14 protein-coding genes are annotated in these 16,133 nt (G+C 43.6%); 4 read left to right on the top strand and 10 right to left on the bottom strand.

The annotated features are described in order from the left end of the window. Window positions 1-48: 48 nt before the first annotated feature. From OFY17_RS09810 to OFY17_RS09775, 8 genes are all read right to left on the bottom strand, one after another. Complete coding sequence (locus OFY17_RS09810; protein WP_263530553.1) at window positions 49-1,038, bottom strand: isopenicillin N synthase family dioxygenase; 990 nt, start codon at window positions 1,036-1,038, stop codon at window positions 49-51. 106 nt (window positions 1,039-1,144) lie between these two features. Continuing rightward, window positions 1,145-1,621 carry a nucleoside deaminase gene (locus OFY17_RS09805; protein ID WP_263530552.1) on the bottom strand — a complete coding sequence of 159 codons (477 nt, stop codon included), beginning with the start codon at window positions 1,619-1,621 and terminating at the stop codon, window positions 1,145-1,147. A 1-nt stretch (window position 1,622) separates the two neighbouring features. Then, on the bottom strand, window positions 1,623-2,414 hold the full coding sequence (locus tag OFY17_RS09800) for an ABC transporter permease (RefSeq protein WP_263530551.1): 792 nt from the start codon (window positions 2,412-2,414) through the stop codon (window positions 1,623-1,625). Then, a complete protein-coding gene (locus OFY17_RS09795) occupies window positions 2,392-3,180 on the bottom strand; it encodes an ABC transporter ATP-binding protein (protein ID WP_263530550.1) in 789 nt (262 codons plus the stop codon). The genes OFY17_RS09800 and OFY17_RS09795 overlap by 23 nt, the downstream gene beginning before the upstream one ends. Window positions 3,181-3,187: 7 nt before the next feature. Continuing rightward, on the bottom strand, window positions 3,188-4,171 hold the full coding sequence (locus OFY17_RS09790; RefSeq protein WP_263530549.1) for an ABC transporter substrate-binding protein: 984 nt from the start codon (window positions 4,169-4,171) through the stop codon (window positions 3,188-3,190). Between the two features lie 301 nt (window positions 4,172-4,472). Beyond that, window positions 4,473-5,024, bottom strand: a complete 552-nt coding sequence (locus OFY17_RS09785) for an RICIN domain-containing protein (protein WP_263530548.1) — start codon at window positions 5,022-5,024, stop codon at window positions 4,473-4,475. A 129-nt stretch (window positions 5,025-5,153) separates the two neighbouring features. Continuing rightward, the gene (locus OFY17_RS09780) at window positions 5,154-5,495 is read right to left on the bottom strand and encodes a hypothetical protein (protein ID WP_263530547.1); all 342 of its coding nucleotides are present in this window, start codon (window positions 5,493-5,495) and stop codon (window positions 5,154-5,156) included. A 93-nt stretch (window positions 5,496-5,588) separates the two neighbouring features. Next, complete coding sequence (locus tag OFY17_RS09775) at window positions 5,589-6,125, bottom strand: P-loop NTPase family protein (RefSeq protein ID WP_263530546.1); 537 nt, start codon at window positions 6,123-6,125, stop codon at window positions 5,589-5,591. 142 nt (window positions 6,126-6,267) lie between these two features. Between OFY17_RS09775 and OFY17_RS09770 the strand changes: the two genes are divergently transcribed. Beyond that, window positions 6,268-7,509 (top strand): MFS transporter, encoded by a 1,242-nt coding sequence (locus tag OFY17_RS09770; protein ID WP_263530545.1) that lies wholly within the window; start codon window positions 6,268-6,270, stop codon window positions 7,507-7,509. A gap of 250 nt (window positions 7,510-7,759) precedes the next feature. Here OFY17_RS09770 and OFY17_RS09765 read toward each other — a convergent pair whose 3' ends face one another. Further along, complete coding sequence (locus OFY17_RS09765) at window positions 7,760-9,451, bottom strand: L-lactate permease (protein ID WP_263530544.1); 1,692 nt, start codon at window positions 9,449-9,451, stop codon at window positions 7,760-7,762. Window positions 9,452-9,953: 502 nt separating this feature from the next. On the opposite strand from OFY17_RS09765, the gene xdhA reads away from it, so the two are divergent. Genes xdhA through xdhC form a run of 3 tightly spaced genes read left to right on the top strand, consistent with a single transcriptional unit; the run spans window position 9,954 to window position 14,781 of the window. Continuing rightward, window positions 9,954-11,513, top strand: coding sequence for a xanthine dehydrogenase small subunit (gene xdhA, locus OFY17_RS09760; RefSeq protein ID WP_263530543.1), 1,560 nt, complete (start codon window positions 9,954-9,956; stop codon window positions 11,511-11,513). Next, window positions 11,506-13,887, top strand: coding sequence for a xanthine dehydrogenase molybdopterin binding subunit (gene xdhB, locus OFY17_RS09755; protein ID WP_263530542.1), 2,382 nt, complete (start codon window positions 11,506-11,508; stop codon window positions 13,885-13,887). Before xdhA ends, xdhB begins: the two co-directional genes overlap by 8 nt. A gap of 12 nt (window positions 13,888-13,899) precedes the next feature. Then, window positions 13,900-14,781: a xanthine dehydrogenase accessory protein XdhC gene (gene xdhC, locus OFY17_RS09750; protein WP_263530541.1), complete on the top strand. Its 882-nt coding sequence runs from the start codon at window positions 13,900-13,902 to the stop codon at window positions 14,779-14,781. Window positions 14,782-14,863: 82 nt separating this feature from the next. Here the strand turns inward: xdhC and OFY17_RS09745 are convergent, their stop codons facing one another. After that, window positions 14,864-15,826 (bottom strand): integron integrase, encoded by a 963-nt coding sequence (locus OFY17_RS09745; protein ID WP_263530540.1) that lies wholly within the window; start codon window positions 15,824-15,826, stop codon window positions 14,864-14,866. Between the last annotated feature and the right edge of the window lie 307 nt (window positions 15,827-16,133).

Here is a 16,133-nt window from a genome sequence, read left to right as displayed (position 1 = left end):
TAAATAAAAGGCGATAACACATCACCACATTGATTTTATCTTTAGATATTAGGTTTTTTCGCCTACAAAGTTTGCCTGTATTCGCTGCTGTAAAAAGTCAGCGGCGCTGATAGGCTGATAATGCTTTGCAGGGCCTTGAATGATCTGTTCCTTATTTGCCTGACAGAAAAAGGCCACAGAATGTCGGCTACCACAGTATTCGTCTATTCTAGGTTGTCTGACTCTGTGTAAGTTAGACTTGAGTTGATCGTCGCTCCAGCGCATAAGCATGTCGCCAATGTTGCAGGTAATGACATCGGCAAGGGGTGGGATATCCGTCCAACGTAGGCTGTCAGCTTCTGCGCCTGGGCATACCTGTAGGCCGCCATGGCCTTCATGCTGGAAGAGTAGAGTCAGGCAATCAAAATCCGTATGAGCCCCCGCTCGCCATATATCACCTTGTTCTGTGACACCTTCCGTAGGGAAGTAATGCAATAAACGTAACGTGCTCTGGTAATCCTTTTGTTTAGGGTCATGGGCTTGGGTGAAAAAGTCTCTATCAAAGCCCAATTTATCAGCAAAGCAGGAGAGTACCTTCATACCCACTTGCCAACAGCGGTTTTCGAATTCTAGGGCGTTTTTTTGAAAGTCGGGCAACTCATCTTGGCTCGGCCATAAGTTGTCCATGTGATACTGGGTAATTTGATAAGACTCTTTTTGATCTTTAGTGCCAGTAGACGGCCTTATTTGGCTGCGACTTTCCCAACCAGCGTTGACGCCTTTTGGTTTTAAGTATTGGCCTTTGATACTTTCAGGAAGGTTGAAAAAACGTTCGGATTCAGTAAACGCAGCTGCGATTTCTTGGGCTGTGATACCGTGATTTTTGAGTTGGAAAAAGCCCACTTGCGTCGCGGCTTGCCAAAGTTGCTCGCGGATTTCTTCTCGGCGTAATTCGAAGTTGCCCATATCGATGACGGGGATTTCTCTATCATTGGCTTCTTCCCCCGCACCGCCAAAGGTCGTTTCTCTTTGTAGTTCTTCAAGTTGATAAGTTGTCATTGCTCCCTCCAAATATGAAGTGATGTGGAGCAATGACCTGGCAATGCCTGACTGCTTCTACTCCAGTTGATGGTTGTCGTTATTCGCTTTAATTCTTAAGTTGGTTTTACCAAACCCCTTCTTGTAGTTTGGCCGCTTCGTCCTCAAGACAAGGGCCTATGACTTCTACACTTCTTTGGCCTGAATCGAACACGGCGCGGCAAGGTAAATCCAGAGTGGGGTTTTCTGGGTGGTTGCCCGTTATCGTTTTCAGTCTAGCTTCACTTAAACCATAAACGACGCGCCCTAAACCTGCCCAATAGGCGGCTCCAGCACACATGGCACAAGGCTCGGCAGAAACATACATAGTACATTTAGCCAGAAAGTCTGGACGGTAAGCCTTGCTAGCGCGAGTCATTAACTTACGCTCAGCATGGCCTGTCATATCCAAATCAGGTAAATAGCCATTTATTTGCGACATTAGCACTTCGCCTTTGTCGTCTACAAGAATGGCGGCAAAAGGGTGAATACCTTGCTTTTTCGCTTCTTCTGCCAGCTCAAAGCTTTGCCTTAAAAACTTCGTATCAATATCGTTAAGGGTCATATTATTTCTTCTTAGGTAAGCTCCAAGGGAATAGCCACATTTGAATCCATTGGATGGATTTAAACAGCAATAAACTAATGATGGACAGGAATATTAGCCCTGAAAATGCCTGTGGGATTTTAAAGAAAGAGGTCGAGAATTGTATAAAGTACCCAAGCCCTTCTTCTGCTGCGACAAACTCAGCAACCACAGCACCTATAATGGCCAAAGTGATAGAAACCCGTAAGCCACTGAAGATATGCGGTATCGCATAAGGGATACGAATTTGCCATGTTTCACGGTAGCGTGGTGCGCGTAATGATTGGCTCAGCTCTATCATCTCAGGCGGTGTTTCCAGCATGCCTGTTGTGGTAGAAACCACTAGCGGGAAGAAGGTAATTAAGCAGGTGATAAGAACACGTGAAGGATCATCCGTGCCCAGTAATACAATGATCAAAGGTGCAACCGCGACCACTGGAGTGGACTGAATCACAATCAGTGCAGGGTATAGGATTCTGTTCATCAATTCAGAGCGCATCATGCCAATAGATAGGGGCAAGGCGATCAGAATAGATAAAATGAAGCCCATTAAAGCGACTCGTAAAGTAGCCCATAAATGGCCCATCCAGCGGGAAAATTCCACATTAAAAAACGCGGTAATAATGGCCGATGGAGATGGCAATACATAGTTTGGTACCTTGCCTAAGGTACAAATCAGTTCCCATAAAATAACCAGCCCTACGAAAAAGATAAGTGGGGCGAAACGGTTGGCTTGAATGGCAAACCAAGACTTAAGCGGGCGTGTTTGGTTCATAGATATAGCCTCTTATTAAGTCGGTTAACTCTGCAAAGCGGCTAGAGTTAATAGTATTGGAAGAACGAGGTCGAGGTAGATCTACTTCGATTAAATCTAACACTGTCCCTGGGCGTTTACTCATAACCAAAATACGGTCTGAAAGCAGTACGGCTTCGGTTATAGAGTGGGTGATAAATAGAACGGTTTTAGGCTGCTTTTTCCAGATATCGAGTAGGTCAAAGCCTATCTGCTCTCGAGTTAAAGCGTCCAGCGCCGAGAAAGGCTCATCCATCAGCAATATGTCAGGATTTAATAGCAGGGCGCGGACGATACCAACACGTTGTTGCATACCACCAGAAAGTTCGTCTGGCATTTTGTCAGCAAACTGAGTCAGACCAGCCATTTCAAGCAGTTCATTTGCTCGTTTCTCGTCAGCTGTACCATAGCGACCATACTTGTGCTTTAGAGGGAATAACACATTCTTACGAACGGTTAACCAAGGCAATAGGTTGGCTTTTTGAAAAACGATGCCGACGTCATCACGAGGCTCAGTAACAGGGTGATTAAAAATGGAAACTTCCCCATGGGATGGGATAAGTAAACCTGCCACCATTCTTAAAAGGGTCGATTTACCACAGCCAGAAGGCCCAACGACAGAAACGAATTCATGCTTCTTTATATCTAAATCGATATCTTGTACAGCCATGGGTGCATCAGGAAGTGGGTCATATTTATGACCCACACCTTTCATGCTCACAAAAGCCATTGGCGAATCTTGTGACATGGTTTAATTACTCCGGAAGAAAGTCTGTAGTAACAGCCGTTGTTGGGTCAAGTGCATCAGCTGATAAACCGTTCGCTTCAGCAACGTATGTCCATGTTTGCTGAATACGGTCAGTACTGAATTTACCCACACCATCTTTTTCCGTCACGTCGTTATAAACTAGACCAGTAATGCTTTTCAACTGAGCGGAAGCGATAGCTGCATCCACCTCTGGCACCATTTTGTGAATATCCGCGCCTGCTTTGTCTGGGTACTGGTAAGTGAAAGCAATGGATTTTGCGTAAGCTTTAACAAAGCGTTTCGCGACATCTGGGCGCTCTTCTAAGAACTTATCTGCAGCAAGCAATGTGGAGCTGTAAAGCGATAGGCCAGAATCAGACCAAGGCATTTCGATTAGCTCTTTACCTGCTTCTTTTGTTTGAGCGTCAAACAAAGCGGTATTGGTCACCCAAGCGATAATGGCATCGGCATTACCTGTAATCATCATAGGAGACAGGGCTCCTGGGTCAGACTTAACCAATTTAATATCGTCTTCTGTTAAACCGTTTTGTTTAAGCACTAAAGGTAGGAAGGCGTTGGATGAAGTGAATGGGGATGTTGCTACTTTCTTGCCCTTCAAGTCTTTAATCGAGGAGATACCGCTGCCTTTAACGGTAAAAAACGCGTGAGGTGCTTGAGTAAAATAAGGTAGCACGGCAGTAACAGGAACATCGTCTTGCGCTTTAGCAGCCATTAGTGCACCAATGTCCGATGTGCCTATATCAGACTGACCTGTTGCCATTTTAGTTAACGCATCGGTAGAACCACGACCACTAGCAATTTTTACTTCAATATCAACTTCTTCAAAAAAGCCTTGTTGAATCCCTGAATAAATAGGGGCTTTATCACCACCTGGCAACCAGTCTAACTGAAAGGTTACTGTATCTGCTGCCATAGCGGATGAGCTGGCGATAAGACCTGCTAACAAAGAAAGTTCAAGTGTTTTTTTCATCGTTTTTTTCATTTGAGGGGGGCTCCAACGTTTAAATGTAAGTTGATGTCATTTGTTTCCATCAGTCATGGTTTTGCAACAAACGTTCCATATTTTTTGTTTGAATGTGATTTATTTCTATCCTTTTGAATTTAAATGACTTTTTTATACTGGGAGAGAGAGGAATATCTTATTTAAATTTATAAAACGATGAAAGCATCAAAATAGTGCGGTAAAAATGGGTGGTGAAAAACTTTAGTGCAAAAAAAGCAGAGGCTTTTAACCTCTGCTTTATTAATAAATCACCAATGGTTAGGAGATATTATTTTTCGTCATCATCATAACTACGTACACGCCATGTTTGGTAAGCCGCGATGCTTGAGTCACAGCTTTCCAGTGTTAGTGTTTTTATTTGATGCTTAGAAGTGCCACCACGGCCATAGCGAGTCTCTTCGCCTGCAGTTAAACATAAGTTAGGCGCAGCAAGTGGAGATAACTTACCTTCATCGGTTAACGAGATATTCTGTAATTCGTTACCTTCACATGTTGCCAAGCCTAATTTAGCGCCAGTATTTAAGCTAGATAGCGTTGCACACACATCGTAGTTAGGCATATATAACTCATTGTTAGCAAAGCGGCTGGTTTCAAAGATTTGATCTTCACCTAGCGAGCCTCTGTAGCTGTAACAGGTGTGAGTTTGCAAGCCTTTGCTAATGTCCACATTACGGTTGCCGCCAGCAATATCGACGCAGTAGCCGTTTAGAATACCATTTAGGTTATCAACTAAAACAATCTCGACTTTCTCAGCAAGCGCAGCGGGTGCTTGGAATGCAAAAATGAGAGCGAGGATAGACAAAAAATTATATTTTTTCATGTGCAATTTCCTTATTTATAAGTGCCAATTTTGGCGCATCATGCCAGTCGAATTATTATCATTCAAGGCTAAGGTTTTATCTTTACTGTTTTTTACTTTTGTTACGTCAAACGATATTTTTAGCAAACACTAATGAACCGAAGATTGAATTAGGTGCCAGCTGCCGTTTTTCTGATAAATCGCCATCTCAATAACAGCGTCGCGCTTTTCATAAACACCTTTCCAAACAGATCTAAATACTTCTGCGCCTTCTATTTCAGCACTGCGTAGTGTGGCTAAAAACTCATAGCTTTTATTTTTGCCATTACGCATCTGCATTTGGTCAATATCATCAGAGAATCTTTCCTGCGTGAAGCCCTCTAGGTATTTTGCCTCGTAGCGTTTGGTATAGAGTAGGAAGTTCTTCGTATCGTCTGCTTCCAACATCTCTTTCAAGAATATCTCGGTAATTATTTTTACTTCTGGCGGCATATCCATGTTCACCTTCCTGTATTTGTCATAGTTACTGTTTTTCTTTGGAGAAGAGACCTAATTGCAATAAGTTAATTTTTACTAAGTCCACCTTTACTCTAATGATGAACGGCTCTTGTTCCAATTATGGCTGTTCGGGAAAACCGTATTTAGATCGCTGTTTTCAACAATTCGCGTTTTATCTCCCGCAAATTTTTCATATAGACCTTGATGCGCTTGTCGTGAAAAAGTATCTGTCCTGATGGGGTATTGTGAAATCCATTCTATCAGCATGGCTAGGTTTTTATCCTGAGCTTCTTTTGAAGGGTATTTATGTGGCTCCCAAGGTCGCGATTCAGCATTTTTAATGCAGGCACTCACCTCTAAATCCATAAAAATGGCTTGGTTGGCGTACTGTGTGCAAATATCTAAAAGATCTGCATAGCATCCTTCAATGACCCAAGAAGAATGTGCTGACATAAAACTGAGTATTTGCTGTTCGCTTTCTTCTAGTGGTTTACGGATCGGGGAAGGGGTTAGGTCCCACGCTATGGTATCTAAATCGAGATGAGCGAGCCCTTCAGATTCAAATTGCTTGGCTAGTGTCGATTTACCAGATCCTGAATTGCCGAGAATAATGACTTTTTTCACTTTGCTCTCCTTGCCAATTTTGTCGACTACGTTTCGCCTGTAAATTTCTATATGGGGAAGTGCACTTCGTGTCTGAAAGAAACAGATGGTGCTATGATGAGAAAACAATAACATACCCCGTCTTAACTGAGCCATTCTGTCCATGTTCTACTTTAAAAAATTACGCTCTTTGTTCGATTTCTCAGCGTTACAGCAAACCCAATATCGTCACTATTTTGTGGCTTCTTGCTTTGCAACTCTCGCGGTTTGGATGGGACGATTCATGTTTGGCTGGTTAGTTTGGGAGGAAACGGAATCGTTTCTCTGGGTGGGTATTATTAGCTCGGCACTTTTGATTCCAACCTTAATCATAACCCCTTTTTTTGGCGTGATATCCGACCGTATTGACCTTCGTAAAGGCATGTTGATTTGGGTTTCTAGTCAGTCTTTTATTGCTTTTTTTGCCTTTGTGACTTTTGTGTTTTTCTCACCAAGTTTGTTTAGCTTAATTTTATTAGGGCTAGCGTTTGGGTGTGTGGCATCCGCTGGCTCGCCTTTACGCTTGTCGTTAATTCCTCGGTTAGTCGACCAAGACAACTTGCCAAATGCGGTTGGGTTGGGTGCTATGATATTTAACTCATCTCGGGTGATGGCACCTGCTATAGCGGCTGCTTTGTTAACGGTTATTGCTGCGGAATACATCTTCCTAATCAGTGCCTTATTTTTTGCTGTGGCGGCGCTATTCAATACTCGTTTAAGTGATTTGCCGCCCGCTAAGAGGGAAAAGAAGCAAAGTAAATTTGAAGACTTAGTAAAAGGCTTTCGTTTCGCCTACCAATCAGAGTTTATTCTTTTAATGTTGCTAATGACCTTGGTGAATAGCCAAGTTGGACGAGCACTCATGGAATTGTTACCTGCCTTATCTGGTACTTTTACTCAAGGTCAGCCCCATGATCTGGCTGTTTTAACCGCCTGTTCTGGTGCTGGCTCTATTCTTGGGGCTTTGTTTATCTCTCGTCAGAAGGGAGATAAACAGCGGCTAATGAAGCTTATGATGATGGCAATGCTGGGAACAGCTCTGGCAATGCTTCCTATTTTACTTGTGCCACCTGTTTTTATTCTTGGCAGCTTGATTTGTCTTATTAGCTTGTTGATGACGGTGATTGGTACAGGCTCACAAATATTGATACAGCTTTCTACCCATAATGAAATTCGTGGTCGAGTGATGAGTATCTGGATCATGATTGCCCTTGGCGGGCCAGCAATTGGCGCGTTTCTCATGGGGGCGGTGGCTGAGTACATTAGCTTTCATCTTATGCTTATTATTATGTTGATATTGGCAACGGTAGGGGGCGTTTGGTTGGGCTTCAAACTAGAAATGCACGCAGAAGTTGAATTGAAGTAGCTCTAAATGTCTGAGTTTTGAGTGACGGAATTGTAGAGTAAAATAGGCTATTTAAACCCGAATACTGAGTAGAAAGCTAAATAAGGCTTTGGCTCGGGCACTGATTGCCCAATGTAATTGTCTTTTGAATATAGCAGTGTCAGGTAGATCACGATAGAAGTAGCCTCCAATAATAAACGGGTAATAAAAAGCCCCCGATAAAATTGAGATACAATTAACGGAGGCTTTATTGTTTTTTGGGGCTAAAAAATTAGCCTTGTAGAGGGTCAGTCAAACCAATTACATACATACCGATAAGGCCTAAAATACCCGCCACTAAACAGTAGTAAAGTGTTGGAATAATAGTCTTTCTAAGGGTTTCCCCTTCTTTATCCAGTAGGCCAACCGTAGCGGAAGCGGCCACTACATTGTGAATGGCTATCATGTTACCCGCTGCAGCACCTACGGCTTGAAGTGCAACCATGAAGGCAGTCGATAAGCCTAATGCGTTTGCAACACCAAATTGGAACTGAGCCAACATCATGTTTGATACCGTATTACTACCCGCAATAAAAGCGCCTAAGGCACCAATCATAGGGGCAAAAACTGGGTAAATCTCTCCAACCGAATTAGCGACGAAGTTCGCCATGGCAACAGGCATAGAGTCAAAACCTGATTCATTGACTCCAGAGTTGATTAAGATTCGTACCAAAGGAATAGTGAACATAAGAACAAAACCCGCACCCAGCATTACTTGAGAAGACTCGGACAGTGCTGATTTCATTTCCTTAAATTTCATTTTATGGAAGAAATATGTGACAAAGGAAACAAAGACTAAAATTCCACCCGGTAAATAAAGCGGCGTAATGGAATAACCTAAACCTTCCCCTAAAATGTCTTTAAATGGAATAACCCAAGAGGTTACAAAGGCTTTCGCTTCTGAGGAAACACGAGTTAACACCAGAATGGCAGCGACTAAAAGGTAAGGAATCCATGCTTTGGTTAAAGACATTGGTGCTTTATCAGTTAGAGTGTCAAATTTCATTTCAAATTTGCTGACCCATTCCACAGGCCATTCTTCTCTTGGCGCAAAATCCCAAGTGCTTTTTGGAAGTAAGAACTTTTTCTTAGCAGCAAAGGTAACAATTGGCAGGCCAACTAGAGCACCAATTAACGATGGGAATTCGGCTCCAAGGAATACACCTGTTAGTGCATAAGGAACGGTGAACGCAAGACCACTAAATATAGCAAAAGGCAGGATGTTTAAGCCTTCTGTCCAAGATTTCTTCTTACCGAAGAAGCGCGTCATCATCACTATCATAACCAAAGGAATTAACGTGCCGACTATGCCATGAACAATGGCAACTTCTGAAGTGATAACCTGAAGATAGACATCCCAATTAGAACCAATTGAAGATAGGGTCGCGCCTATCCCTTCTGAATCCAGCCCTCGATTGATACCGATTAAGATAGGTGTGCCAACGGCACCGAAAGAAACGGGCGTACTTTGGATCATCATACCTATCATCACGGCTGCCATGGCAGGGAAGCCAATTGCAACCAGCAGAGGAGCCGCAATCGCAGCAGGTGTACCGAAGCCAGAGGCACCTTCAATAAAAGAGCCAAACAGCCAAGCAATAATAATGACTTGGACTCTTCGATCAGGGCTAACTCCATTAAACCCAGAACGAATGACGGTCATGGCACCCGAATGTTTTAGGGTGTTCAGTAATAATATGGCACCAAATATGATCCATAAAACGGCAATAGTAATTAAGAAACCTTGTATTGAAGAGGCAATAACACGATTTAGCGTAACCTCCCAAACGAGTAAGGCAACGAGTGCGGTGACGACAAATACAATTGGCATTGATATTTTGGCTGGTAATCGAAAGCCGACGAGTAATACGGCAGCGACCAGAATGGGGAGCACTGCAAACGCAGCTTGGATGCTAATATCCATGTTTTTCCTCTTATTAGAATTTATTAGAAAATTAAAATATAAAGGCCGAATATCTTGAGCCTTTCTTTATATTTTGGATTTTAGTGGTATCAAAATTTAACTAGATAGAGTGAACCTAACGCTGAGAGGCTTTTACAAAATCAACGGATTTCAGCAAAGCCTTTTCTGATGTGTGAAATGAACTTTGTATTAGTACATAAGCTACTTTGCTATGGATTCGAGCCTACCTTAACAAAGGGTGTGTTCGCTTTGAATACGTATTAACCGCATTAACTCCTTATAAAATAAATACTTACTACGTATTAATACTGATTTTTTGTGTTGCTATTTAGTGTTTTTCGATAAGACTGGATGCTATCTTCGTAGCTTTGATAAGGGGCTTTTGCTTAGTGTTTAAAGCGGCTTTAACTTTGTACTGGTTGTTTTTATTAAAAGTTTGTACGATTGGTCAGGTTTTTGCATTTCATCTGCATATAATTTTTTGTTTTTGTAGGAGAGCTCGGTGAAATTTTTACTAAATGATGAGCTAGTGACTGATAATACGCTGCCTAGCGACTTTTCCGCGTTACGTTACTTAAGAGAAAAGCAGGGGCTAACAGGCACTAAAGAGGGGTGTGGATCGGGTGACTGTGGGGCATGTACGCTCTTGGTTGGTGCATTGGAAGAGGGCGAAGTGGCCTATTCGACCTTCAACTCTTGTATTACTCCCGTGCAAGCATTGGCGGGTAAACATGTTGTCTCTGTTGAATATTTGTCAGAAAGCTTAGATAAACTCCACCCAGCTCAACAAGCCATGGTCGACCACCATGGTTCCCAATGTGGCTTTTGTACGCCGGGCATAGTGCTGTCGTTAGCAAGCCTCTATGAGAACAGTCAGTCTGCCAATAAAACCATCAATCGTTCTGATGTATGTGATGCCATTTCAGGTAACTTGTGCCGTTGTACTGGCTATCGCCCCATCATAGATGCAGGTCTTGCTATGCAGTCTGAGCAATCCACTGCTGAGCAATCCATTAGCGAGCATTCGCGAGAAGAGGCTTGGTCAAATATTTCGGCTAATAGTGAGCAAGTAAAAGCTCAGTTAGAAAGTTTGCAACAAGAAGCTCAGTCAGCGAATAACTACTTTCAGCCAGATACACTAGCCGAGTTGTTGGCGATAAAAGCTGACCATAAAGACGCGGTTCTCATTGCTGGTGGGACGGACTTGATGTTGGAAAATACCCAACGATTCCATGACTTCGATGTCTTGATTGATGTGTCTTGTGTCAAAGAGTTGACTCAAATAGAAGAAAGTTCAACCAGTATTAGCTTGGGGGCATCGGTCACTTACAGTGAATTAGAAGCCTTTAGCAAAACGCGCTACCCACACTTATTTCACCTATTGGAACGCATTGCCTCTCGACAAATTCGTAACCGTGGCACCATTGGCGGCAACGTCGCGAACGGTTCACCTATCGCAGATATGCCGCCTATCTTGCTAGCACTCGATGCAGACATTCATTTAGTCAAAGTGGATGGCAGCAAACGAGTGGTGAATATTAATGATTTCTACCTAGGTTATAAGCAAACAGAGTTAGCGGCGGATGAGTTGATTCAATTTTTTGAAATTGACCTAGCTAAACTCGATCTATTCCACCGCTTTTATAAAGTCTCTAAGCGTATGGAAGACGACATTTCCAGTGTCATGCTGGCCGTGCGTTTCGCAGTAGAAGATCAGAAAATTACCGATGTGCGTTTTGCCTTTGGCGGCATGGCGGCCACACCCATTCGTGCAAGCCAAACAGAAAACGCGCTGCTGGGTGCATCAATAAATGATGAGCAAGCCTTGTTGCAAGCCATGAATACATTGAAAGAAGAGCTATCGCCACTAAGTGATATGCGAGCCAGCGCTGGGTACCGATCGGACATTGCTGCGAGCTTAATAAGGAAGGCGTTGCTGGAGTTAAATGGTCATCAGGTGCCGACCTTTTCAGGGCACCCAGTTTCGAATGCTGACTTAGGCTACGAAGTAGCAGCATCAACAACTTCGGCATCCACACAAGGAGGAGCAAGTCATGCGTAAACTTCCTGATAACTTAGTGACCGAACAATCTAATCAAAAGGCCAAAAAACAGCCCATACATGAGTCCGCAAAAAAGCATGTGACTGGAGAAGCCATTTATATTGATGATATGTCGGAATGGCCCAATGAGCTGCATGTGGCGACGGGTAAATCGACAGAGTCCCATGCGGATATTGTCAGTGTTAACCTTGATAAAGTTCGCGCTTATCCGGGTGTTGTCGATGTTATTGTGCAATCGGATATTCCCGGTGAAGTCGACGTATCGCCTGTTTTAAGTGGCGATTTACTGCTAGCGGGGGATTTTGTCCATTACATAGGTCAGCCTATTTTTGCCGTGGCGGCGACCAGTTTTCGTGCTGCCAAGCAGGCGGTGGAACTGGCTGAAATCGAATACAAACCAAGGGAAGCAACCCTTCACCCTAAAGAGTCTTTAGCACGCCAAGAGTTTGTTTTACCTACCCATACCATTCGCTGTGGTGATGCAAAAGCCGCCATGGCCAAAGCGCCCCGTAAAATTAAGTCAGATATCTATATCAAAGGCCAAGAGCACTTTTATTTAGAAGGGCAAATTAGTATTGCGACCCCCACGGAAGACCGAGGTGTGGTGGTATACGCTTCTTCCCAGCACCCTGCCGAAGTACAAAAGCTGGTAGCGAAAGTGTTGGGTGTGCCAGTTGAAAGTGTGCAAGTGGAAGTGCGCCGCATGGGCGGTGGCTTTGGGGGTAAAGAATCCCAAGCAGCAACACTGGGTTGTATGGCAGCTGTGTTGGCGGTGCGTAATCGTCGCCCTGTGAAATATCGTATGCCTCGCCAAGATGACATGGTGCAAACAGGTAAGCGTCACGACTTCTGGAACAGCTACGAGGTGGGCTTTTCCGATGAAGGGGAAATTATCAGCGCAGAATACGACTTGGTCGGTAAATGTGGCTGCACGGCGGATTTGTCGGACGGCGTGGTGGATAGGGCCATGTTCCATTCCGACAATGCGTACTTCTTACCTAATGCCAGAATCAGTGGTTACCGTGGTAAAACCCATACGGTATCCAACACCGCATTCCGTGGTTTTGGTGGCCCCAAAGGGGTGATATTGGCGGAAACCGTGGTGGAAGAAATCGCCTGCTCGGTTGGTAAAGACGCCCTAGATATTCGCAAACTCAATTGTTATCAAGAAGGGAAGCGTCAAACACCTTATGGCCAAAGCGTGGATGAAGATGTGTTGCTGCCTTTAATTCAAGACTTGGAAGACAGCTCAAACTATCGAGCGCGCCGAGAAGAGATAAAAGCTTTTAACCAGCAAAGTCCATTTTTGAAGAAAGGCCTTGCTTTAGTGCCTGTGAAATTTGGTATTTCCTTCACTTCCAAACACCTTAACCAAGGTGGTGCTCTAGTGCATGTTTACACGGATGGCAGCGTGCATGTGAGCCATGGTGGAACAGAAATGGGGCAGGGCTTGTATACCAAGGTGGCGCAAATCGTAGCGAAAACTTTCGGTATTGATTACCAACGAGTGAATGTGGGGGCGACCCGAACGGACAAAGTCCCTAACGCTTCACCAACAGCGGCGTCCGCTGGTACAGACTTAAATGGTATGGCGGCATTGGACGCGGCAAGAACCATTAAAGAACGCCTGCAAGAATTTGCTATGGAACACTTTGGTATTGCTGCGGACGAATTCGCCATTGAAGATGACCAAGTCATACTAGGGAAAGGCGACAGTGATTCTCAGGTGATGAGCTTCCCTGAGTTCGTGAAGCTGGCCTATATGAACCGTGTGTCTTTGTCGTCTACTGGCTTCTACAAAACGCCAAAAATTGGTTACGACAGAAAAGCCGCTAAGGGGCGTCCTTTCTTGTACTACGCTAACGGCGCGGCTGTATCTGAAGTTGTGGTGGATACCTTTACTGGGGAATATAAAGTCACTCAAGTGGATATTCTCCATGACGTGGGTGCTTCCATTAACTCAGAAATCGATATCGGCCAGATTGAAGGTGCCTTTGTGCAAGGAATGGGCTGGCTAACTTCGGAAGAGTTAAGTTGGGATGAAAAAGGGCGCATTACCACTAACAGCCCTGCCAACTACAAAATCCCTACTTCGGCGGATGTACCTGAGAAGTTCACTGTGAAGTTGTTTGATCGAGCTAACAGTGAAGAGTCTGTTTACCGTTCTAAAGCCGTGGGTGAACCACCGTTAATGCTGGGTATTTCTGTGTGGTGTGCTTTGAAAGACGCTTGTGCTGCTGTGTGTGATCATCAAATTTCACCTCCTTTGGCGGTGCCTGCGACGCCAGAAGCCGTGTTTTATAGTATGCAAGCGGCGAAAGAGTTCAGTGCAGGTGCTGTATCAAATTCTGAGAAGAGTATGAAAAGCCTTTAGGGAGGTTTGTTTATGATGTCATCAATGAGTTGGATTCAGGCCTTAGCTGAAGTGGAAAAAACAGGCCAATCTTGGGTGATCGCCACCGTGATTGGCACCCATGGCTCTGCGCCAAGGGAATCATCCAGTAAGATGATTATTACCCAAGATCACAGCTTCGATACCATTGGCGGTGGCCAGCTGGAATACGCTGTCTGCCAAAAAGCCCGCGCTATGTTAAGTAGTGGTAGTGATGGAGAAACCAGTGCTTCCCATGTGTTAGAGCACTTTCCCTTGGCGGCGAAAACCAACCAATGTTGTGGTGGCTCGGTGAGTGTCTTACTGGAATATTTTCCAGAGCCTGCCACCAAAATTACCATATTTGGTATGGGGCATGTGGCCTCTACCTTGGTGAATGTATTGGCGAACATGCAAGCGAAGGTGTCTTGGGTGGATAGCCGGGAAAACCTCGCTCAAGACCGCCAAATGCAAGGCGTGCCAGCCAATGCACAAGTCTTCTTGTATGAGTCCATGTTGGAACACGTGGAGAAAATGGGCGTTAACGAAATGGCGCTCATCATGACCCACGACCATGCGCTGGATTACCAACTGGTTGAAGCTTTATTAGACAGAAAAGACTGTCGTTTTATTGGCTTAATCGGCTCACAAACCAAAGCTCTTAGATTCCGCAAACGCCTCGCCAGCGCCTCATTCAGCCAAGGTGAAATAGACTCTGTCCATTGTCCCGTTGGCTCGCCCGACATTACAGGCAAAAAGCCCTTTGAAATTGCTATATCCATCTCCGCACAAATTATCCAACTCACCCAGCAAAGTTTGTCAGAAACCAAGAAACGCAGTGGATTAACATGGAAAGAAATTAACACTGCATTGAGTGAAGGTAAGGTAGAGGTTTAGTGGTGCTAGTTTTGAATGTTAAGGAATAGCTGTTCTTGGTATGTCGAACTTCAGTTCAATAAATTGCCTTATTCTTATTGCATTATAGTAACTGATCAAGAGGACTGTCAGTGCCAGAAAAATGTTGTCCAATAACATGAGTGTAAATTTGTGTTGTTGAAACATCGTTATGACCAAGTAACTCTTGAACCGTCCTAATATCTCTTCCAGCCATCAGTAAATGTGTCGCAAAGGAGTGGCGAAACGTATGACAATTTACTTTTTTCTCTACAAGGTTTGTACATTGTAGCGCTTGCTTTAAGGTCTTTCGAGGAACTGAATCGTGCAGGTGGTGACGGCATAGTTCTCCTGTTACGGGGTGAGGGCTAATCGAAGAGGATGGAAACAGAAACATCCAACTGAATTGTCTAAATGCATTGAGGTACTTTTTTCCAAGAGCAAAAGGTAATGATGGTCCATATCCCTTTTTATTATCTTCTTGTTGGATTGCTTGTGCTGAAGTTTTTTGCTTTTTTATAGCGTTGGCGAGTTTACGACTTAATATTGTGGTTCTATCTTTATTACCCTTACTACAACGCACATTCAAACTGCCTTGTTCCAAATTAATATCCTGAATTCTGATTCGCAAACATTCACTGATTCTTAGACCTGAACTATATAATAACGAGAAAATTAAATGGTCTCTTACATTTAAACTAGAAAGTATTTTTTGAACCTCATCGGGAGATAAAACAATGGGTAATCGGCGTCCCTGTTTCGCATGTTGAAACCCTAAATCCCCAAGTGGGCGATCAAGAATTTTGTTGTATAAAAAAGCAAGGGCGTTAAGTGCAGACTTCTGGGTGTTAATTGCTACATGCTTTTCAATAGCGAGAAAAGACAGAAAGTCTCTTACTTCTGCAGCCCCCATAAGGGTAGGGTGCTGTAATTGGTGAAAGCAAATGAAATACCGAATCCAGTAAATATAAGATTTTTCGGTTTTAAGGCTATATCCACGTAGCCGAAGTTCGCTTCGGATATGGTTTAAAAAAGGGCTAGAAGACATATCACATTCCTTGTGTATAAATCTAAAATACATGTATAAATATACAGTCTATTTTTTACTTAGCCAGTTTTTTGCGCGTTTAGCCAAAATAAATAATCCAGTTGTGCGCGTTTTGTACTGGTGATGATTTTTAAAGTATTTTAGTATCAATGAGTAAGGGAGTTCACAAAATAAATAACGCGCTGTGGACAAAAGGAATAACGCGCATGCTCGTTTTTTCAATTTTCAAAATTGTTTATAACGTAGAAAAGTTATATGAAGTTAAGTACTTATAAGCTTTTTGGGGAAGTTTTAGAAATGTGTAAAC

Origin of the sequence: Marinomonas sargassi, from assembly GCF_025716875.1 — a bacterium.
GTDB lineage: Bacteria > Pseudomonadota > Gammaproteobacteria > Pseudomonadales > Marinomonadaceae > Marinomonas > Marinomonas sargassi.
Note: the sequence above shows the minus strand (reverse complement) of the source record. Positions and strands in the feature narration are given on the sequence as shown.

Bases quoted from the DNA above. Each gene is read 5' to 3' on its own strand.
- xdhB (WP_263530542.1), top strand. From the start codon at position 11,506: ATGCGTAAACTTCCTGATAACTTAGTGACCGAACAATCTAATCAAAAG.
- OFY17_RS09780 (WP_263530547.1), bottom strand. From the start codon at position 5,495: ATGCCGCCAGAAGTAAAAATAATTACCGAGATATTCTTGAAAGAGATG.
- xdhC (WP_263530541.1), top strand. From the start codon at position 13,900: ATGATGTCATCAATGAGTTGGATTCAGGCCTTAGCTGAAGTGGAAAAA.
- OFY17_RS09810 (WP_263530553.1), bottom strand. From the start codon at position 1,038: ATGACAACTTATCAACTTGAAGAACTACAAAGAGAAACGACCTTTGGC.
- OFY17_RS09785 (WP_263530548.1), bottom strand. From the start codon at position 5,024: ATGAAAAAATATAATTTTTTGTCTATCCTCGCTCTCATTTTTGCATTC.
- OFY17_RS09770 (WP_263530545.1), top strand. From the start codon at position 6,268: ATGTTCTACTTTAAAAAATTACGCTCTTTGTTCGATTTCTCAGCGTTA.
- OFY17_RS09795 (WP_263530550.1), bottom strand. From the start codon at position 3,180: ATGTCACAAGATTCGCCAATGGCTTTTGTGAGCATGAAAGGTGTGGGT.
- OFY17_RS09765 (WP_263530544.1), bottom strand. From the start codon at position 9,451: ATGGATATTAGCATCCAAGCTGCGTTTGCAGTGCTCCCCATTCTGGTC.
- OFY17_RS09790 (WP_263530549.1), bottom strand. From the start codon at position 4,171: ATGAAAAAAACACTTGAACTTTCTTTGTTAGCAGGTCTTATCGCCAGC.
- OFY17_RS09805 (WP_263530552.1), bottom strand. From the start codon at position 1,621: ATGACCCTTAACGATATTGATACGAAGTTTTTAAGGCAAAGCTTTGAG.
- OFY17_RS09745 (WP_263530540.1), bottom strand. From the start codon at position 15,826: ATGTCTTCTAGCCCTTTTTTAAACCATATCCGAAGCGAACTTCGGCTA.
- OFY17_RS09800 (WP_263530551.1), bottom strand. From the start codon at position 2,414: ATGAACCAAACACGCCCGCTTAAGTCTTGGTTTGCCATTCAAGCCAAC.